Source organism: Mucilaginibacter tolerans (assembly GCF_030519375.1).
In the GTDB taxonomy this organism is placed as follows: domain Bacteria; phylum Bacteroidota; class Bacteroidia; order Sphingobacteriales; family Sphingobacteriaceae; genus Mucilaginibacter.
In genome coordinates, this window is sequence record NZ_JAUMKB010000011.1 from 22,809 (window position 1) to 39,358 (window position 16,550).

A 16,550-nucleotide genomic window follows, 5' to 3' on the forward strand; every position below is an offset into this window, starting at 1 on the left:
TTGATTGTTTTTGATTTATTTTGATTATTTTTGAACAAATTAAAACATAATAAATGAACTTTCAAAAAAGAAAGCAAATAATCCTGGATAAGCTGAATACTGAAGGGGAGGTAGATGTGAAACTAATAGCCGTCGAACTGAATATTTCAGAAATCACTATCCGCCGCGATTTGAACCAATTGGCGAGTGACGGATTGCTATACCGCACCCACGGCGGCGCAATGAAAGTGAATCCCTTAGAGATACCGCATGAGTTTGTTAATAAAGCAGCCAAAAATGTAGAGGCGAAAGATAAAATATGCCGTGCTGCAGCCGAACAGATCCAACATGGAGATATTATTTTTATGGATTGCGGTAGCACGGTGTTCAGGCTATGCCAGTTTATTAAGGGGAAGAAGATCAAAGTAATTACCAATTCCATTCCGGTAGTATATGAGTTGCAGAATAGCCTGGTGTCATTAAATATCATAGGCGGAGAGTTTAATGCCGAGCGTCAGGCGGTACATGGCTCGGTGGCTAATGAACATATAGCCCGTTACAAAGCCCATAAAGCATTTTTAGGAGTAGACGGCATTTCGCACAAGGGCTTGTTCGCCAACAGCGAGCTGGAGGCGGAAATTACCCAGGCTTTTGCATCGCATAGTTCGAAAACGTATTTATTATGCGACGAAAGCAAAATAGGGAAGGAGAGTTATCTGCGATTTGGCGAGTTAGCGATGATCAATACTGTTATTACGAACTCACAATGGGAGGAATTAGCCTTTTTAAGGAAGAATGGTGTTAATGTGATTAGTGTTTAACTTAGGTTACGCTTTAATAAATTAAGTAATTTAAATTAGATAATGGTGAAACAAGACATATTTGAGACAATTTTAGTGTTGTTTTTGATTGATCGAATGCCAGAATATCAAAAATCATTTAATTTAAATAAAGTACTGGAACGGATATTCGACGTTTACAATCAGCATTAGTTGGACGGTCTAACAGAGAGAAAACTGATTTCGAAAGAATGGGTTGATAATTTCCATCAGTACACCGTTCAACCTGTAGGATTTGATATCCTGCATCAAAACGAGGAAGAATTAAAGGCGATATTGATAGATCGTTATATGGAACAGCATGAAGATTACATTACAGCGCTTTTAAAGTTGTAGAAATCGAAATAGAGAAATGTTAAAACTATTCTGCTGCCCTAAAAAATGAAAACGATGAATGCCCATACTTCCTCTGCTCCACAAAAGCCGGGTGATTGCTTAAATTTTGAAGCGATTGATGCTCAATAATTAATAATCCATCTGGCAATAACAGGTTTTTATCAAAAACAACTTTAGCGATCTCCGGGATGCGGTTCAGATCATACGGCGGATCAGCGAAGATCAGGTCATATTGATCCGTTTCTAACTCAAGATATTTAAATACATCAGCTTTGTAAGTCTTGATCTGTTCTAAACGATGCTGACGCGCGGTATCCTTGATGTAATTGATGCAATGTATGCTGCGGTCGACCGAGATAACCTGTGCTGCTTCCCTTGAAGCAAATTCAAAAGAGATATTCCCGGTTCCGGTAAAAAGGTCCAGTACTTTGATATTTTCAAAATCGATCTGGTTTTGCAGGATGTTGAACAGGGCTTCTTTTGCCAGGTCGGTAGTAGGGCGTACGGGCAAATTATTAGGCGGATTAAGCCTGAGCCCCTTTAAATTACCTCCGATGATCCGCATAGCGATAAAGCGGTGAGGGTTAATATCTCTTGCGAGGCAGTCTGCCCTGACAAGGCGAGCGCACTCATGGTATTCAATTTCAATTTGCCGAAGAAACGGTCAAGGCGAATACCATTTTCATCCTCCGGAGCAATAGCTCCGCTTAAAACAAGCGTAATATCACCCGGCTGCAACTGCAGTTCTGTGGCAACGAGCGTAGCGAAATAAGCCAGCTCATCCGGTATCATAAACTCAAAACTGTTATAAAAACGCAGCTTATCTCCTTTAAAGTTCAGGAATTCGACATTGTTGCCTTCCACATTAACATAGATCTCATTATCCGCCGGATTGTTTGCCGCAGTGAGTTTTATCCAGCCTTTTGGTGCAAATACAATGCTGTTGATGCCAAACTTTTCAGCAACTAAATCAACTAATGTTGTATTTGCCTTAAAGATCACCTGGTTGTCGGCGTCGAGTGGCTGCGAGAAAACTTTTTCATTGCGTTTTACATCCAGGAAACGTGCAAAATCAGCTACTTTCTCAGGATTGAACAAACTTGCAGGAACAATGGTAAAACCTGTGTGGGGAATACTAACGATATGTTGATTATAATCAGCAGCCAACATTTTGTTACCATCTGACGGTTGACCAAGTTCGGTGAGCTCAAGATTTTCTTTTATGGCAAGCAACCGACCCTGACCCGCAACAGCATATGAAAACGAATTTAAGCCAATCTTAATCAATAATGTATAATCGGCGTGTTGATCTGTGTTCAAGTTAATATGATTGTTTTAGATAGTTGCGGTTAGTAAAGCAGCTATTGGCAAAAGTAATATTTTTTGGATGTAATTATGATTTACGAATTACGATTTTAGATTTACGATTTAAAAAGTAAGAATCAGCGCAATCGTAACTCGTAATTCTAAAATCGTAAATAATATTCAGCATTTTTGCTCGTGCCCTCAACAGATCAGATCGTCAAAGCCTTTCCTCATGAACCCACCGCTCAGCAGTTGGAACTATTTGACAAACTGCATGAATTTCTGATCAGCGATAATGGCGACGAATGCTTTATACTGAAGGGGTATGCGGGTACGGGCAAAACTACGGTTGTAGGGGCACTGGTAAAAGCGCTCAAATATTATAACTATAAATCGGCATTGCTGGCGCCTACGGGTCGTGCTGCAAAGGTGATCACCAATTACTCGGGCCGGAAAGCATTTACTATTCACAAACGCATTTATCGCAAGAAGTCGGCGATGAATATTGAAGATGCTTTTCGCCTGGCTGATAATCTGGTATCTGATACGCTGTTTATTGTTGACGAAGCCTCCATGATCTCGGACGTACTGGCGGGCAACACGCGCGAAACCCTGCTGCACGACCTGGTTAGCTATGTTTACAATACCAAAAACTGCAAGCTGATGCTGGTAGGTGATACCGCTCAGCTACCGCCTGTGGGGGCTGATAACAGTCCGGCCCTTGATATGAAATTGATGAAGAGCGAATTTGCTTTGGAGATGTTTGGCTTCGAATTAACGGATGTGCTGCGTCAACAAAAAGATTCGGGTATACTGTTTAATGCAACCGCCTTGAGAAATGTTATCAGGCAGGGGAAAGTCGTTACACCTAAAGTTATTACCAAAGGGTATAAGGACGTTTACCGTATGACCGGCGAACGCCTGGAAGAAGGCCTCAATTACGCCTACAATAAATACGGTTATGATGGTACGCTAATCGTCTGCCGGTCGAATAAAAATGCAAACCTGTATAACCGCCAGATACGCGGGCGGATTTTATTGCGCGAAGAAGAGTTAACCGGCGGCGACCAGGTGATGGTGGTGCGCAACAATTATTTCTGGCTGCAGGATCAGGAGGAGGGAAGCACGGGCTTCATTGCCAACGGCGATATCGCACGGATAAAAAAAGTGCGTCGCTTCGAAGAAATGTATGGTTTGCGGTTTGCCGATGTGCAGCTGGAGTTTATTGATTATGCCGAAGACCCGGTAGTGGAATGTAAAATATTGATGGACACGCTTTATTCTGAAGCTCCAGCCTTACCACCAGCTGATCAGAAGCAATTTTTTATGGAGGTGATGAAGGATTATGAACATATTACCAGCCGCAAAGCCAAACTGGACGAGTTGAAACTAAATCCCTATTATAATGCATTACAGATAAAATTTGCCTATGCTGTCACCTGCCACAAAGCCCAAGGCGGACAATGGGAAGCGGTGTTCGTCGACCAGGGTTACCTGACCGAAGAAATGATCAATATGGATTTCCTGCGCTGGTTTTATACGGCTTGTACCAGAGCATCCAAGGAATTGTTTTTGGTGAATTTTAATCAACGATTCTTTGACACGATTGCAGAATTTGAATAACAAGTCTGAATCATTTAAGTCGAAAAAAAATCCTAAAACCGTGTCTTAGTCTACCACCGGAAGTTGAATGATAAACGTCGAGCCTTTTTTCTCCTCGCTGGTTACGTCAATAGTGCCGTGGTGATTTTCGATGATTTGTCTGGAAATGCTTAATCCCAAACCAGTGGATTGCTCACCCCTGAGGCCGGGGCGGCGGGCCTTCGAGAAACGTTCAAAAATGTGCGGTATAAGATCTTCTGGTATGCCCAGGCCGTAATCCCTCACTTCGATGATTGCGCTTCCGTTTTTTGCACTCAGATATATTTCGATTTTATTGTTGTTTTTAGAAAATTTCAAAGCATTTGTGATCAGATTGTCCATCACCCGCTGAAATTTATCGGCATTAATCTGTACATAAACCTGGTTTTTAGAGCTTATCAGAAAGATATTGTTTTTAGCCTCTTTCTGAATTTTCCATTCATTAATAATGTTTTTCAAAAAGTAGTTCAACTCGGTGCGCTGTGTTTCAACAACATTGATGTTCTCATTATTAGCGGCATCCAGCAAATCGGCAATAATACCCCGGGCTTTCACGCATGAGGTCTTGATCATCTCCAGATTTTCGCGGGTCTCATTATCAATGTCATCCATTTCCATCATCAGCGCCAACGTCTCAATTGCGCCGATCGGGTTACGCAAATCGTGCGCTACCATGCCCAGTATTTCATTCTTAAATGCACCTGCTTTTTCAATTGCGATATTTTTCTCCCTGATATCCACCAACTGCAGAAAGTAACTCGACTTATAAGAATAGAAATACCTTGATATAAAATAAAAACAAAACAACAGTATAACCGATATCAGCTGATTGTAGATCATCTGCATGCCCTCATTTTGGGTATTGTATAGCAAGGCAGTAAATAACCCTTCGGTGATAAAAACCAATAATAACGCCTCGTCCCACTCAAACACAAATACCACGCTGATAATGCTCAACGCGGTAAGGTAAATGGTCATGGAATTGCGCGGATCAGAGGTGGCTATAAAGCTCGAGAACATACCGCACAGGATGATGTACAAGGCAAACAGAAAAACAAAAACGGTCATCACAAAATTGGCCTTTTTCTGTTTGTTGTACAGGTAAACGAGAAGATAACTGCATCCAAGGAAAATGGGCGTAATGGCAATATATAACCAGTTGGTAAAATTAAATTCCGGATAGTTTTGTGCCCGCGTAAGGCTTTCGGGAAATATAGTGTAGAGTAAACGCAATACGACGTTCAGAATCAGGAATATAATGCTACCTGTTCTTACAGCTCCAAGGTTCTTTAGCGTATAATAGTCGCGGTACGAGATCCTGGTTTTACCCCTGACCTTATGGTTGTTTTGGTTACTCAATACATTAAATTATGGCAAATCAAATATAAAAAAATTAGGAGTATACACAAGCAGCAATAGGGTTTTACAGCCTGATAATGTTTCGGTTATAGGTATAAAAGTAGACAAAATGTCTTTCAAAACTAATTTCTTCGTGACATTTTTTCATTTTCATTAAAATGGCAATTCTTTTGATGACAAGTTGTATACACAATAATCAATTACTATGAATTTTAACAACTTTACCATAAAGGCTCAGGAAGCTGTGCAAAAGGCTTCCGAAATTGCAACTGGTAATCAGCAGCAGGCAATTGAAAATGCACATTTGCTGAAAGGCTTGTTATTGGTTGATGAGAATGTAATCTCCTATTTGTTAAAGAAACTAAATGTTAACCTTAACCGGTTGAATGACAACCTGGATCATCAGATTGCATCCTACCCTAAGGTGAGTGGAAGCAATGTTTATCTATCATCGGAGACCAACTCAGCTTTACAAAAAGGGCAATCCTATCTGAAGGAATTTAAAGACGAATTTGTATCTGTCGAACATATTTTATTAGGTATCCTGGCTGCTGGCGGTAAAACCAGCACTACGCTCAAGGACATGGGTGTAAATGAAAAGGACCTAAAAAAAGCCATTATTGAATTGCGCGGCGACAATAAGGTAACTGATCAGAACGCGGAAGCGACCTATAATGCGCTAAACAAATATGCCCGTAACCTGAATGAGTATGCCGAATCGGGCAAGCTCGACCCGGTTATCGGCCGAGATGAAGAGATCAGGCGTGTGATACAGATTTTATCGCGCCGTACCAAAAACAACCCTATCCTGGTTGGTGAGCCGGGTGTTGGCAAAACAGCGATTGCCGAAGGCATTGCTTTCAGGATCATCAAAGGTGATGTGCCGGAGAACCTGAAAACCAAAACCGTTTACTCGCTGGATATGGGCGCATTGATAGCAGGTGCCAAATATAAAGGCGAGTTCGAAGAACGTTTAAAAGCTGTTATTAAAGAAGTAACCCAGGCCGATGGCGAGATTATCCTGTTCATCGACGAAATACATACCCTGGTTGGTGCAGGTGGTGGCGAAGGTGCTATGGATGCTGCAAACATTCTGAAACCAGCCTTAGCACGTGGTGAATTAAGGGCCATTGGCGCGACTACCCTGAACGAATACCAGAAATATATGGAAAAGGATAAAGCTTTGGAGCGCCGTTTCCAGATGGTATTGGTTGATGAACCGGATACCCAGGATGCCATTTCTATCCTGCGTGGTTTGAAAGAACGTTACGAAACACACCATAAAGTGCACATCCGCGACGAAGCTATTATAGCTGCTGTCGAAATGTCACAACGCTATATTTCGGATAGATTCTTACCAGATAAGGCTATCGACTTAATGGACGAGGCTGCTTCAAAGTTGCGCTTGGAGATGGACTCGGTTCCTGAAGAGGTTGATGAGCTCGACCGTAAGATCATGCAACTCGAAATTGAACGTGAGGCGATCAAACGCGAAAAAGATGATAAACGTGTAAAAGAATTGAGCGAAGAAATAGCCAATCTTTCATCCCGCCGGGACTCATTACGTGCGCAGTGGAAAAGCGAAAAGGATGTGGTAGATAATATTAACCAAAAGGTTGAACAAATTGAAAACTACAAATTGGAAGCTGATCAGGCCGAACGTGCCGGTGATTATGGCAAGGTAGCCGAATTGCGTTATGGCCGTATCAAGGAGGCACAGGACGAGGTAGAAAAACTGAAAGCTACGTTGCTTGAAAATCAAAAGGAACACCGTATGCTGAAGGAGGAGGTTACTGCCGAAGATATCGCAGGAGTAGTATCACGCTGGACAGGTATACCAGTTTCCAAAATGATACAAAGTGAACGCGAAAAACTGCTTCACCTTGAAGATGAGTTGCACAAGCGCGTTGCAGGTCAGGAAGAAGCGATTGAAGCGATCAGCGATGCTATTCGCCGCAGTCGCGCAGGTTTACAGGATAAAAAGAAACCTATTGGTTCGTTCATATTCCTGGGCACTACCGGGGTTGGTAAAACTGAGCTGGCAAAAGCCCTGGCCGAGTACCTGTTCAATGACGAAAATGCGCTGGTGCGTATCGATATGTCTGAATACCAGGAACGCCACGCCGTATCACGCTTGATCGGTGCGCCTCCGGGCTATGTTGGGTATGATGAAGGTGGTCAGCTGACCGAAGCAGTTCGTCGTAAGCCATATAGCGTTGTGTTGTTGGATGAGATCGAAAAAGCGCATCCGGATGTATTCAATATCCTGCTGCAAGTGCTTGACGATGGCCGCTTGACTGATAACAAAGGCCGTGTGGTAAACTTTAAGAATACCATAATTATCATGACCTCGAATATCGGCTCGAACCTGATCCAGGAAAACTTCCAGAATTTTGAGGATAGCGATAAGGAAACAGTGATTGCCAAAACCAAGAACCAGTTGTTTGAATTGCTGAGGCAAACCATCCGTCCGGAGTTTTTGAATCGTATTGATGAGATCATCATGTTCACCCCGCTTAGCCGCGATGAGATAGGCGAAATTGTGAAACTGCAGTTCAAGCATGTTCAGGATTCGCTGGCGGAAATGGGTGTAAGCATCGAAGCTTCACCAGAAGCTTTAGATTGGCTGGCACAATTAGGCTACGACCCTCAATTCGGTGCAAGGCCATTGAAACGTGTGATCCAGAAGAAGATACTGAACGAATTGTCTAAACAGATACTTAGCGGTAAGATAGACAAGGACAGCAAGATAAAACTGGATATGTTTGACAACCAGTTCGTGTTCCTGAATACACAGGAGCCGGAACACGCAGGATAATAAGTCAATTAACTAATTTTAATTATTTATATGCAGAAAGCCACCTTTGGGGGGCTTTTCTGTTTTTGGTCTTTTGCATAAAAGCCTTTATCAGAATTTCAATCTGTTCATGTCTGTTAAGGAATCCTGACTTGATAAACTGGTGTCGTTTTCGGCAATTTCGGATGCAGCCTCAATATCTGCAAATAATTTCCTGTTCTTTGTCAATGTTGGCGCTACGCCAAATATACCAATGCCGCTTGCTGCCAGCAGCATAAATAGGATCAATGCGCATACCCTTAGCATCCTTTTAAGGTATTTCATTATTTTTTAATGTGGAGCGCGCCGCAAATAGGTGCAGCATACACTACAGAATGTGATCAAATAGATTATACCGCCGCAACGGTCAAAAACAGAAGTGGGTGGATAATTACCCTAAAGGTGCAGGATAATCGCTTTTATTTGGAGGAAAGGTTTTCAAGGGGGGGTAAAAGGTAATTTTTGCTCTGCACCTATAAGACGTCAACAGGCAGTTAATGCGAGTTCGAACTTGATGGCAGTGTAACCGGTTTATATCAAAAGTTGATGTAGCGAAAAAAAAGCGGGTAGAATTGTCATTATAAACTTGTCGCAGAGCCCGCTTATAGCTGATACTTCTCACGAAGCCAGTCTGGGGGTTTGCAACTATGGTGGTTCGCTGAACATCCAGCCTGGCCGGTGGTTTAAGAACTGACCCCGAAAAAGTAAAAAAGCTCAGCAACAAAATGACCACGAATAGCCATTTTGAGCGTTTGTTTTTAAAGCCAGATGCAGGGGATGTATTCATTACAGAAATAAAGATACAAGAAAAAGGGGTTAATGTATCTTGTCAGAGCAACGCTATTCCAAATCTGGTTGTCTGATAGCGGACGAGATTAGTCATTAAATTATTTTTCTTTCACAATCTTCAAATTGTTCCAATCACCATCACTATCAGTCCAAAGGCCGATTAAAATACCATTGGTATGCACAAGCGGTGCCACCACCAATGATGGCGTCGTATTGCCGTTTACATAAACTTTGATATTCTTATTGTCAACGGTTATACGGGCGTGAACCCACTCGTTTGGGGCAGGAGCAGGGGAAATCGGTTGTTCATATTTGCCTGGGAATTCGTTCCTGAGTTTTTCCCATCCAAATTTGGGTGAGGCAATATATTGTACGGCATGTAGCTTCCTCACCGGGTCGGTAGAGCGAAAATTAAACGGACGGAAATAGACAGCCTCAAATGTAGAATCGTTCACTCCGTGAAAGGCAATCCCAACAAAACTCGCTTGTAACTTATCCTTTCCCTTGATATCAACCTCAATAGTTCCGTAAGTAAATTTTGTATTGTTCAGCCAGGCATGGCCTTCACCTTCCGCATCGCTCAGATGGACGCTTCCGGGTTCTGCTCCGGGGCTTATCGTCCTGTTAAAGACGGTATATTTCTTTTGAAGTTCTTCAACTGTTTGGGCCTGGCAGTTTAGACTAGCTGAGAACAGGGTTGCAATAACAAGCAGACTTAAAGTTTTCATAGACAGTTCAATAGAATTGGATGAGTAAATTTCCGCATAATAATTATCGGTGCCAATTCATTTTCTGTTCAAGTTTTTTCAAGTTTAGGTTTTGTAATTTTAAACTAAGATGCTGTCCGGCAGTCTTACACCAAAATCATTAAACCAAACACAATGCCCGCCAATTGCGGGCATTGTGTTTGATGTTTACGTTTCTATTATCAAACCGATAGGCTTGCAGGTCAATTATCTTGACAACGGCGTTTCCGCGTTTTTGTCCATCCTAATACCCGAATATCCATCTATTCCCATTTCAGGCAAATCCAAACCATACATTTCTATTTCTGGTTTCACCCTGTTTCCCACAATCAAATTCAAGAATTTGAACATCAGCCAGCCAGCCAATCCAATAAATACTAAATTGGTAAGTGCACCAATGGCTTCAGCGATAAACTGGCCCCATCCACCGCCATAGAACAACCCGGTTACAGTCCCCTTTACGCCATTGAAGCCGTCACCATATTGGCCGTCGGCGAATAATCCCAACGCCAATACCCCCCAAATACCATTAGCCCCATGTACAGCAACAGCGCCCACAGGATCGTCAATTCTTAATTTTCTCTCCATAAAGAAGGTAACTTCTACCACTATAATTCCTGAGATCAAGCCAATGACCAATCCACCAATTGGTGTTACATACGCGCAAGGTGCAGTAATGGCTACTAACCCTGCCAGCAAACCATTGCACATCATACTAACATCCGGTTTGCTTCCCCTCACAAACCAGATCCATAAAGTTGAAGCCAATACTCCTCCGCACGAAGCGACCATCGTGTTGAAGGCTACAACAGCGAACCGAAAATCAGTTCCGGCAAATGTTGAACCTGCATTAAATCCAAACCAACCGAAAGCCAGTATCAGTGTGCCTAAAACAGCCATTGGGATATTATGCCCGGGAATTGCATTTGGTGTTTTGTCTTTATTGTATTTTCCTAAACGCGGACCGATCATCCTGGCGCCAACAAAAGCAAGTACCCCGCCTGATAAATGCACTACAGAAGACCCGGCAAAATCCAAATGTCCGTGACCCAATCCAAAGTTGGCTCCTAGTTGAGACAACCAGCCACCGCCCCAAACCCAGTTTCCGTAAATCGGGTAAATAAGGCCGCCGATCAGTACTCCGGATATTGCAAACGATGCAAATTTCCATCTTTCTGCCATTGCACCTGTCGGGATGGTAGCTGTTGCATCCATGAATACTGCCTGAAACACAAAGAAACCCAATACTCCTACATCGTATACACCGTTCATGAAAAACCCTTTTGTACCAAACAAGCCAAACGCGTGACCAAATAAATTGATGCTAAATTCCTGGTTTAGGCCGTCAAAGCCCCCCAGGGTCCCTAAAGCCCCCACACCGCCAAACATTATAGCAAATCCGCAAATAAAAAAGCCAAGTACTCCTGCGGGATAAACAAATAAGTTCATAGCCATAGTATGGGCTACGTTTTTTGCCCTTGTCAGCCCCGTTTCTACCAAGGCAAAGCCAGCCTGCATAAAGAAAACTAAAAATCCGGTAATCAATAACCAAACCAGGTTAATAGCCACCTTGTTTTTTCCATCTGCATTAGCAACTGTCGAAACTGCTGTAGCCAGTTTTTTTACTGAACTATTTACAGCAGCTACTGTAGTATCTTTTGTTTTGGCTATAGTGTCAACCACCTTTAAAGAAGTTGGGTCAATATCAGCCGATGTTCCCGTCGTCACACCAGCGGGGTCGGGCTTCCTTGGGGTTTGGGCAATTGTGCTACTAAATGAAATAGTCAATATTGTAACCAATAGGAGAGTAAAAATTTTTCTATTCATGTGGAGAGTCTTTTGAGGGTTAAAGGTTATTTTTTTCATCACTGGGCCCTGCGGTAGAAGCACCGCCTCTTTCGCCTGTTCTAATCCGTATTGATTCTTCAATATTGTATGTGAAAATCATACCGTCTCCAATTTCGCCGGTGTAAGCTGCTTTTTCTATGCAAGCAACCGTTTTTTCGAGATTCTCATCTTTTAAAACGATGGAAATAAATAACCTGGAAAGAAAATGAGTATCATATACAGTACCACGATAACTGTGATGGTCCGACACTTGCTCGTTTCCGACTCCATAGGCCTCCCAATAAGAGAAGAAATCGATTCCTGCGTTTTTTAAGGCCTCTTTGACAACTTCAAACTTAGAAGTTCGAATAATTGCTTCAATTTTTTTCATGAAATGATTATTTAATATGGGGTTTATAATTTATTGCGATGGTTTATATTGGCAATACAATGCAATATAGAATTATTGGTAATATTTTTTAGCTTTTTCATGATATTTGTAATATATTAAAAAATGACGCTAAAAAAACTTGCTTAAATGCAAATATTGCAACCAGGTGTTTTTGTTTTTGATGTTTTTTTATTTTTTTAAGCTCATTTTTATACAATTATGGTCAAGATGGAATGGCCAAATGCAAATAGCATATCGTAATATCGAAAAGAGTTTAGTGTTTCCGCTTTTTACTGCCGGAAAATTGATGAGTTGTTAGATTAAATTGCGCGATTTCCAAAAGGGGAGAGGTGCATTTTTTTGTGATTCAGATCTAAGCTGCGGGAATATAGTAGGAATTAGCGAAAGAATGGTTTAATCAATAATCGACAACCCATTCGCATCCGTCGTCAGCACCTCACTCATATAATCCAAAAATGGGCGCAGGTTTCTGAAAGCACTATTGGCAATAAATAAGAAATCGGGACTGAGCACTTCGTCATCCGTAAACTCATGCCTGAACAGAAACTGCTTGTGACGCAATAAGTCAATAGCCGGATGGTCTTTAGCATAACCGCGGGGAGCAGATGTCACTTTTTCGCCCCGTATATTACCAAATGTTCCTTTCAATAGCGGATTGCCCAGAACTTTTCTCCAATCCTCATAGTTGGCATCAATATCCTGCCTGATCCGTTTCATATCATCCGGCACCGGACCGAAAAAGCCGCCAACTACTCTCGAATCACCTGGCTCGATCCTTAAATAATAACCGCCGCGTAGCTTGTTGGTAGCTCTTCTGAATGCGCAGCTCCAGTGCTTGTTGTAAGGGGTTTTGTCTTTCGAAAAACGAACATCCTTGTATATCCTGAACATGCCTTCCTTGCCAGAGCGTGTTTCGATCCTGTCATGCTTATTCAATTCACCGATCAGCGCATCGGCAAAAGCAATAATGTTATTATGCGCCTCTGTATAGCGATCTTTATGATTATTAAACCATTCCCGGTTATTGTTTTGTGATAGATCTTTTAAAAAATCAAGCGAATCCTTCTTTATAGTGGCAACGGTCATTTTTTTTGTTTATATGATTTCAAAGCTAAGTGGATCGGGTTAATCTTCATTGAAATTTTATAAAAGTTCTGTACTGATATGATTTGTGTAACATTATTATTACCAACTTTGATTTAACCAGCTTCGTATAATTAATAAAGTAGTTAAATTAATTGAACTGCCGGGCGCGAGGTCTGGCTTTTCTCGTTTTTATAGCTTGCCTTCTCAAAGTAGTTTAACCATCCGGATGTTAAATTTCCTCCGAAACATTTTAAACAAACAACAACCAAGGTTTTAAGGTTTACTTATAATTACCTTAATACAAATACTTATGAGAAGCTATGAAACTTTAGTGGATGCCACTAATGATCTGAATAAAAGAGGATATACGGCAAATTTAAGCCTCGAAGGCGATACATTAGACGATAAGGACAAAGACATACACATGGGAGCCGACGATTTTGAGATAAATGAGTTTTACCGGTTCGAGGGCGAAAGCAATCCATCGGATATGTCGATAGTCTATGCCATCAGTTCACCAAGATATCATTTAAAAGGCGTCTTGATAAATGCTTTCGGCACTTATGCGGATGACAGCCAATCAGCCATAGAGGCTAAGTTGCATCACTATCACGTAAGTAGTCATTTACATCGGGAGGATCAGCCAACTTCTGATTGAGTTTGCAGTTGCCAGTGTGTTGTTTGCAGTAGGGTTAATTTAAACCTGAGCTATATTTTATATGCTAAGCAACTTAAAGTCTGGCTAATAGTTTCCTTCCCCTGGACTGTATGGCCGCCGTTCCGTCACGCATCAAAAATCGGATCTGGTTAGCCAATTCTTCGGCAATCCATGGATAGCGTTCACGCATATTGAATAAAGTTTCGGCAGCGAACACTTTAACAGCAATCAACACTTTAGGGTCGATCAGCCAGTCAAACAATTGTTCAACTACAGGCTCCAGATTCATCTGGGCTAGTTTCTGCCTTATAATTGCTGGGGCTTTGGGCGAGGTAATATGCATAAGTATCTTGGCATAATGCCTTTTGCAACTGGGATTATCCACATCCTTAACCCTCGAAATAAGATAGTCCAGATTGTCAATATAGCTTTCCGGTTTTTGCAAAAACAGATTCTCAAGTATCCAGGCTGCCCTGAACGCAATGTTTTTATCGGGATTAAAAGTAATATCGATCAGATCTTTTACAGCAAATTGCTGCTTTTTGATAATCGCGCCGAGCTTAACTACCTTGGTTTTGGTTAGGGTAGCGCTAATTTCTTTTATCAGTTCATCAGATGTAAGCATCTTAAAACCCAATTAGGATGGAATCAATCTTCGGGATGCAGGTAGCTTAGAATATAGTTGCACTTCGCCAGTAGGTTAGGAGTGGCGGTACGGGTCATGAATTCTACTTGTTTTGAAAGTTCTTCCGCAATCCACGGATAACGGTGACGCAGGTTGAATAAAGCCTCTGCGGCATATGAGCGTACGCTAACCAGCATTTTAGGATCAATCATCCATTCAAAGCACACCTCTACGATGCGTTCCATTTCAATCTCCTTCATCTTTTCACGTACATCTCTGGGAACTTCGGGCGAGGTAATATGCATCAATATTTTTGCATACGGTTTTTTTCTGCTTGCGCTTGGTATGTCAAAAATATGATCGATAAAATATTGAATATCCTGGTAGTAGTATTCGGGAAATTTGAACATTACATACTCTAGCAAGCGCGATGATTTCAAGGCAATTCCCTTATCGTCATGAAAAGTCATGTCAACTAATTCCCGTAAAGAAAAGTTTTCTTTCTTTATCTGGCGCCCCAGTTTGGCTACTGTGGTACCCTTACCGGGAGCGGACATATGCTGAATTAATTGCGACTGCGTCATTGCGGTTAGGATTTTTGTTACTTACCTGTTCTCAGCTGTTTAAAAGTTATTAACAATTGTGACAAACGTATGTGGAAAGGCAATGTAAATATAGTATTAGTTTATATTTTCTACAAGATTTTTTAATTAAAAAAATATTTTTTATTTTATACTGACAAAGCATGATTTAGCTACTTCCGCTAAAAATTCTACATTTGCAATCCACTTTATACTTATTTTTTTGATGGTTAAATTCAACCGTTTTACTTTGAATAACGGCCTTCGTGTTATCGTTCACGAAGATCATACCACGCCTATGGCCGTTTTGAATATACTATATGATGTTGGCGCACGTGATGAAGACCCGGATAAAACAGGCTTTGCGCATTTGTTTGAACACCTGATGTTTGGCGGATCAATCAACATTCCGCAATACGATGAGCCCTTGCAGCGGGTTGGGGGAGAGAATAATGCCTTCACCACCAATGATATCACTAACTATTATATCACGCTGCCTGCGTCCAACATTGAAACGGCCTTTTGGTTGGAAAGTGATCGCATGCTTAGCCTTGCTTTCAGCGAAAAGAGCCTGGAAGTACAGCGTAATGTGGTGATCGAAGAGTTTAAGCAGCGTTATCTGAATCAGCCTTATGGTGATGTTTGGCTGAAACTGCGGCCGTTGGTTTACAAAAAGCACCCGTACAAGTGGGCTACCATCGGCAAAGAGATTAAACATATAGAGGATGCCCGCATCGGGGATGTAAAGGCTTTCTTCAAAAAGCATTATAACCCGCAAAACGCTATCATGGTAGTTGGCGGAAATATAACAACTGAACAGGCTAAGCAATTGGCCGAAAAATGGTTTGGCCCGATACCCGCCGGAGAAAAATATCTCCGTGACCTGCCGCAAGAGCCTGTCCAACAGGAAGAGCGCAGATTAACAGTTACCGCTAAAGTGCCATTAAATGATGTATACATAGCGTTTCACATGCCCGGCCGCCTGGATGAGGGTTATTATGAAACCGACCTGATATCAGATATTTTGTCACGGGGCAACTCTTCGCGTTTGTATAAAACCCTGGTAAAAGACAAGCAACTATTCAGCGAGATACATGCCTACAACATGGGCAGTTTCGATAAGGGAATGTTTGTTGTAGAGGGTAAGCCCCTTGAAAATGTAAGCATTGAAATGGCTGAAGCAGCCATTTGGGAAGAACTGGAGATTATTAAAAATCAATTGGTTCCGGCTGATGAGTTGACCAAAGTGAAGAATAAAACGGAGTCGACGATGGTGTTTTCTGAAATGTCGTTATTGGATAAAGCAATGAACCTGGCCCAGTTCGAACTTTTTGGCGATGCGGATAAACTAAATCACGAAACCGATAAATACCTGGCTGTAACAGCTGAGCAGATACAAAAACAGGCTAAGGAAATTTTCCGGAAGGAAAACTCCTCGACGTTGATTTACCTGGCTGCTTAGCGTTAAGAAAGGTTGTAGAAGTTGTAAATGTTTTGCAGGGCAAAAGCTTCCAATCATTTCAACATTTAC

General features: G+C 41.8%; 16 protein-coding genes. 6 read left to right on the forward strand and 10 right to left on the reverse strand.

Annotated elements, in window-relative coordinates; translation table 11 throughout:
- Positions 1 to 53 precede the first annotated feature (53 nt).
- Positions 54 to 800, forward strand: coding sequence for a DeoR/GlpR family DNA-binding transcription regulator (locus Q3A68_RS15695; protein WP_302902058.1), 747 nt, complete (start codon positions 54 to 56; stop codon positions 798 to 800).
- 171 nt (positions 801 to 971) lie between these two features.
- Positions 972 to 1,154 carry a hypothetical protein gene (locus Q3A68_RS15700; RefSeq protein WP_302902059.1) on the forward strand — a complete coding sequence of 61 codons (183 nt, stop codon included), beginning with the start codon at positions 972 to 974 and terminating at the stop codon, positions 1,152 to 1,154.
- A gap of 25 nt (positions 1,155 to 1,179) precedes the next feature.
- Here Q3A68_RS15700 and rsmD read toward each other — a convergent pair whose 3' ends face one another.
- Positions 1,180 to 1,719 carry a 16S rRNA (guanine(966)-N(2))-methyltransferase RsmD gene (rsmD, locus tag Q3A68_RS15705; protein ID WP_302902060.1) on the reverse strand — a complete coding sequence of 180 codons (540 nt, stop codon included), beginning with the start codon at positions 1,717 to 1,719 and terminating at the stop codon, positions 1,180 to 1,182.
- A complete protein-coding gene (locus tag Q3A68_RS15710) occupies positions 1,695 to 2,474 on the reverse strand; it encodes a DUF3822 family protein (RefSeq protein ID WP_302902061.1) in 780 nt (259 codons plus the stop codon). The genes rsmD and Q3A68_RS15710 overlap by 25 nt, the downstream gene beginning before the upstream one ends.
- A gap of 180 nt (positions 2,475 to 2,654) precedes the next feature.
- On the opposite strand from Q3A68_RS15710, the gene Q3A68_RS15715 reads away from it, so the two are divergent.
- Entirely contained in the window at positions 2,655 to 4,082 is a 1,428-nt protein-coding gene (locus Q3A68_RS15715) for an ATP-dependent DNA helicase (protein WP_302902062.1), read from the forward strand.
- Positions 4,083 to 4,127: 45 nt separating this feature from the next.
- Here the strand turns inward: Q3A68_RS15715 and Q3A68_RS15720 are convergent, their stop codons facing one another.
- The gene (locus Q3A68_RS15720; RefSeq protein WP_302902063.1) at positions 4,128 to 5,459 is read right to left on the reverse strand and encodes a sensor histidine kinase; all 1,332 of its coding nucleotides are present in this window, start codon (positions 5,457 to 5,459) and stop codon (positions 4,128 to 4,130) included.
- Between the two features lie 205 nt (positions 5,460 to 5,664).
- On the opposite strand from Q3A68_RS15720, the gene clpB reads away from it, so the two are divergent.
- Positions 5,665 to 8,277, forward strand: coding sequence for an ATP-dependent chaperone ClpB (clpB, locus tag Q3A68_RS15725; RefSeq protein ID WP_302902064.1), 2,613 nt, complete (start codon positions 5,665 to 5,667; stop codon positions 8,275 to 8,277).
- Positions 8,278 to 8,367: 90 nt separating this feature from the next.
- On the opposite strand, the gene Q3A68_RS15730 is transcribed toward clpB, so the two are convergent.
- From Q3A68_RS15730 to Q3A68_RS15750, 5 genes are all read right to left on the reverse strand, one after another.
- The gene (locus tag Q3A68_RS15730) at positions 8,368 to 8,580 is read right to left on the reverse strand and encodes a hypothetical protein (RefSeq protein WP_302902065.1); all 213 of its coding nucleotides are present in this window, start codon (positions 8,578 to 8,580) and stop codon (positions 8,368 to 8,370) included.
- 602 nt (positions 8,581 to 9,182) lie between these two features.
- Positions 9,183 to 9,812: a LamG domain-containing protein gene (locus Q3A68_RS15735; protein WP_302902066.1), complete on the reverse strand. Its 630-nt coding sequence runs from the start codon at positions 9,810 to 9,812 to the stop codon at positions 9,183 to 9,185.
- A 225-nt stretch (positions 9,813 to 10,037) separates the two neighbouring features.
- Positions 10,038 to 11,657 (reverse strand): ammonium transporter, encoded by a 1,620-nt coding sequence (locus Q3A68_RS15740; protein ID WP_302902067.1) that lies wholly within the window; start codon positions 11,655 to 11,657, stop codon positions 10,038 to 10,040.
- A gap of 19 nt (positions 11,658 to 11,676) precedes the next feature.
- Positions 11,677 to 12,048, reverse strand: a complete 372-nt coding sequence (locus tag Q3A68_RS15745) for a P-II family nitrogen regulator (RefSeq protein ID WP_302902068.1) — start codon at positions 12,046 to 12,048, stop codon at positions 11,677 to 11,679.
- Positions 12,049 to 12,462: 414 nt separating this feature from the next.
- On the reverse strand, positions 12,463 to 13,155 hold the full coding sequence (locus tag Q3A68_RS15750) for a DUF2461 domain-containing protein (protein WP_302902069.1): 693 nt from the start codon (positions 13,153 to 13,155) through the stop codon (positions 12,463 to 12,465).
- Between the two features lie 310 nt (positions 13,156 to 13,465).
- Between Q3A68_RS15750 and Q3A68_RS15755 the strand changes: the two genes are divergently transcribed.
- The gene (locus Q3A68_RS15755) at positions 13,466 to 13,813 is read left to right on the forward strand and encodes a phosphoribosylpyrophosphate synthetase (protein ID WP_302902070.1); all 348 of its coding nucleotides are present in this window, start codon (positions 13,466 to 13,468) and stop codon (positions 13,811 to 13,813) included.
- A 73-nt stretch (positions 13,814 to 13,886) separates the two neighbouring features.
- Here the strand turns inward: Q3A68_RS15755 and Q3A68_RS15760 are convergent, their stop codons facing one another.
- Positions 13,887 to 14,438 carry a hypothetical protein gene (locus Q3A68_RS15760; protein WP_302902071.1) on the reverse strand — a complete coding sequence of 184 codons (552 nt, stop codon included), beginning with the start codon at positions 14,436 to 14,438 and terminating at the stop codon, positions 13,887 to 13,889.
- A gap of 23 nt (positions 14,439 to 14,461) precedes the next feature.
- Positions 14,462 to 14,995 (reverse strand): hypothetical protein, encoded by a 534-nt coding sequence (locus Q3A68_RS15765; RefSeq protein ID WP_302902072.1) that lies wholly within the window; start codon positions 14,993 to 14,995, stop codon positions 14,462 to 14,464.
- A 250-nt stretch (positions 14,996 to 15,245) separates the two neighbouring features.
- On the opposite strand from Q3A68_RS15765, the gene Q3A68_RS15770 reads away from it, so the two are divergent.
- Positions 15,246 to 16,481: a M16 family metallopeptidase gene (locus Q3A68_RS15770; RefSeq protein ID WP_302902073.1), complete on the forward strand. Its 1,236-nt coding sequence runs from the start codon at positions 15,246 to 15,248 to the stop codon at positions 16,479 to 16,481.
- Positions 16,482 to 16,550 lie beyond the last annotated feature (69 nt).